The sequence below is a fragment of the Streptomyces sp. SM1 genome (genome assembly GCF_002910825.1).
In the GTDB taxonomy this organism is placed as follows: Bacteria; Actinomycetota; Actinomycetes; order Streptomycetales; family Streptomycetaceae; genus Streptomyces; species Streptomyces okerensis.
In genome coordinates this window covers 1-3347 of record NZ_NEUB01000276.1, presented here as the reverse complement: position 1 = coordinate 3347, position 3347 = coordinate 1, and the positions used below count along the sequence as shown (strand labels likewise).

Genomic DNA, 3347 nt, shown 5'->3' with positions numbered 1-3347 from the left:
GGCAGGTCGCAGGCGACCACCGGTACGTCGTGCCGGGCCGCCCAGCGCACGGCGGCCAGCTCGGGCGAGAAGTCGGCGAACGGGTAGAACGCCGGTCCGCCGCCGGTCCCGCCGGCGGGAACGGCGGCGAGCGCCACCGGGGCCCGTGTCTCCTCGTGTCCCAGCCACGGCAGCCACTGCTGCATCTCGGCGGGCAGTTCGACGAGCAGCACCTCCGGTTCCGCCTCGTCCAGCAGCGCGGGCAGCGCCGCGGCCAGGGAGGGCGCGTGGTGCCGCACGCCGACGAGATAGGGCGCCGACCGGTCGGTGAGGGCGGCGAGGGCCTCGTCCGGCGGGACGGGCGGACCCGGCGTGCCGGCGCGGTGGGAGAGGGACACGGCCGTCAGCCCTCCAGGACCGTACGCAGGTCCCACAGGGTGCGCCAGGTGGCGGACCCCTGTTCGGCGCGGCGCCGGACGGGTCCGTCCCAGTAGCCGCGCAGCCGGGCGGCGTCGGCGGGGTCGTCCTTGCGCACCACGCCGAGCAGGTGCCCGGGCAGCAGTCCGAGCACGTCGCGGTCGCCGGGGAAGTACGCCGCGGCGAGAGCGAGCGCGCCGGCGACGGAGACGGCCTCCGCGGTGCTCATCACCGTCGAGGGCCGTTCGACCTCCCAGCCCTCCGTCGACCGGCCCTCGCGCAGGTCCCGGAACGCGGTGACCAGGGCCTCCAGCACCGCGTCGTCGACCTGGAACGGCGCGCCCGCCCGCTCCACGGACGCCCGCGCCTGGCCGCGCACCAGTGCGGTCTCCGCGTCGAGGTCCCCGATGGGTCCGACGGTCTCGAAGTTGAAGCGGCGCTTGAGTGCCGCGGACATCTCGGAGACGCCCTTGTCGCGGAGGTTGGCGGTGGCGATGAGGTTGAAGCCGGGCGCGGCGTGCGCCAGGGCGTCCTCGCTCCCGGCCAGTTCGGGAACGGCGATCCGCCGCTCGGAGAGCAACGACACCAGCGCGTCCTGCACCTCGGGCAGGCAGCGGGTGACCTCCTCGACGCGGGCGACGGCGCCCCGGGACATGGCGGTCAGCACGGGCGAGGGCACGAGCGCCTGCCGGGTGGGGCCCTGCGCCAGCAGCAGCGCGTAGTTCCAGCCGTACTTGAGCTGGTCCTCGGTGGTGCCGGCCGTGCCCTGCACGACCAGGGCGCTGGTACCGCACACGGCGGTGGAGAGCAGTTCCGACAGCATCGACTTGGCGGTACCGGGCTCGCCGACGAGCAGCAGGCCGCGCTCCCCGGCGAGGGTCACCACGCACCGCTCGACCAGCGCCCGGTCGCCGACGAACTTGTCCTCGACGACGAGACGGCGGGGCACCCCGTCGGGCACGCCGGCATCGTCGGGCAGCTTCAGGGCGCGTCCGGCACTGCCCATGACGAACGTGACCACCGCGCGGGGAGTGAGCCGCCAGGCGGGCGGGCGCGGTCCGTCGTCGTGGGCGGCGAGGAAGGCCAGTTCGGTGGCGTACCGGTCCTCGGGCGGGACGATCTGACGGGCCGGGGAGGGGGACGGGAAGGCGGACGGGGCGGTGGTCATCGGTTCGGGTTCTTCCGGGTGCGGGTGGACGGTGGTCATCGGCGGCGGCCCTTGCGGGTGGCGCGGGTGGTGAGTTCCTCGTAGGCGGGCCCGTCACCGGCGCGGACGCGGTCCCACGCGCGCCGGAACAGTTCGGGTACCGGCAGCAGCGGCACCACGGGAGCGTCGCCCCGCACCGGGTAGAGGCCCTGCTTCCAGATCTCCGCCGGGAGCGCGGGGGACTTCAGGTCCAGCCAGCCGCACGGCAGGAAGAGCGTGCGTCCGGCGCGGGCCCGCTTCGCCTCGACGACCAGGTGGGCGGCGGCCGCCAGTTCGGCGCGGGCCTTCTTCGTGCGGGCGGGCCTCCAGCCGGTCCAGCGGGCGCAGTTGCGGTCCGTCGGGTCGGGCAGGGCGAGCAGTTGCAGGTAGAGCCCGGCCGCGTCCTCGCCCAGGCCGTGCGACGTGGCGACCTCCGCGACCAGTTCGGGCACGCTGACGGACGGGTCCTGGGCGTAGCGGGTGGGGCCCTCCGTCTCCGTTCCGGCCGCGACGGCGCGGGCGAGTTCGTCGTCCAGGATCGTCCGCAGTGCCCGCAGGCCGCCGCCCCGTCCGGGTCCGACGAGTCCCTCCACGAGGCCGAACACGGGGTCGTCCGCGCGGTCGAGCGCGGAGGTGCGGACGAGGACGGTCTCCCGGTCGCCGTACCCGGGGCGCAGGACCAGCGCCTCGCCGACGGGGGTCTGACCGTGTGCGTCGGCGCCGCCGGTGGCGGACAGTCCGTACGCCTTGCGCAGCCCGGCGGCGGCCGACGGACCCTTCTCGGTCCACGACAGGTCGAGGTCGACCAGCAGCCCGGGGTCGGTGAGGCGGCGGCGCAGCGCCGCCAGCCCCTCCGGCAGGGCGGCGCGCAGGGGGTGCCCGTACGGCAGCGAGTAGGCGAGCCCGGCCAGCGAGGACACGGCGTGTGTCAGGTTGTACCGTCCCGGCAGCGCCCGGGGGTCCTCCGGGACGAGGTTGCCGTTCTCGTCGGGCCGCTGCACGGTGGTGCGGCTGAGCCAGGGAGTGCGGCGCGGGTTGAGCACCTCCTCGGCGGCTCCGGTGGTCAGTCCCGGCAGGGAGAGATCGCCGGCGAGGTCCTCGGGAAGACGGACGACACCGTCGAGTCGCTCGGCCCACACCCGGCCCGCCGCGTCCGTGTCCGGTCCGGCGGTCCACAGGTCGGCGGGGTTGCCGGGCAGCAGGGCGCCGACGAGGGCCGTCCGGTCGCCGTGCTCCAGTGAGTTGAGCAGTGCGTCGCCCAGCTGCTTCTGCCGCGGCTTCAGATCCGTCGCGGCGCGCACCTCGTCGGTGAGCTGCTGCGGCTTTCCGGCGAGCAGCAGGGCGGCCTGTACGGGCCCCAGGCCGCCGCGTGTGGCGGCGGCCAGCGCGGCCGGCGCTTCCGGCTGCCGGGGTGCGGGGCCCTTGTCCCGGACGAGCGCGGTCACCGCGGTCAGCGCCTCGGCCGGGAACACCGGCGGGTGTGCCGTCTCCCTCTCCGAGGTGAAGTGGGCGACGGCGCCGAACGCTCCCGTCGGATCGTGGTCCAGGGCCAGCCAGTTCACGCGTTCGTGATAGTGATCGACCCTCTGGCAGCCGATGACGACGACGGTGCGGCCGTCGCGGCGCAGCACCTGGCCGGCGCGGTCCTGCTTGCCGCGCGGCTCGCTCAGCACGACGTCACGCAGCGCTGCTCCGGGTGTGGCCAGCGGGCCCTCCGCGACGGCGTCGAGAAGCAGCAGGAGTGCTCTGCGGTGGGCCTCCGTCA

Annotated in this window: 2 protein-coding genes and 1 pseudogene; all 3 read right to left on the bottom strand. The window is 75.4% G+C overall.

The features are described 5' to 3' along the window. Window positions 1-377: DUF5682 family protein (locus tag B9S61_RS06545; RefSeq protein ID WP_181007271.1), on the bottom strand; the 377-nt coding region annotated here is incomplete at its 3' end. 5 nt (window positions 378-382) lie between these two features. Next, window positions 383-1564, bottom strand: a complete 1182-nt coding sequence (locus B9S61_RS06540) for an AAA family ATPase (RefSeq protein ID WP_103541382.1) — start codon at window positions 1562-1564, stop codon at window positions 383-385. 35 nt (window positions 1565-1599) lie between these two features. Next, window positions 1600-3347, bottom strand: a pseudogene (locus tag B9S61_RS06535) (hypothetical protein); the annotation flags it as partial.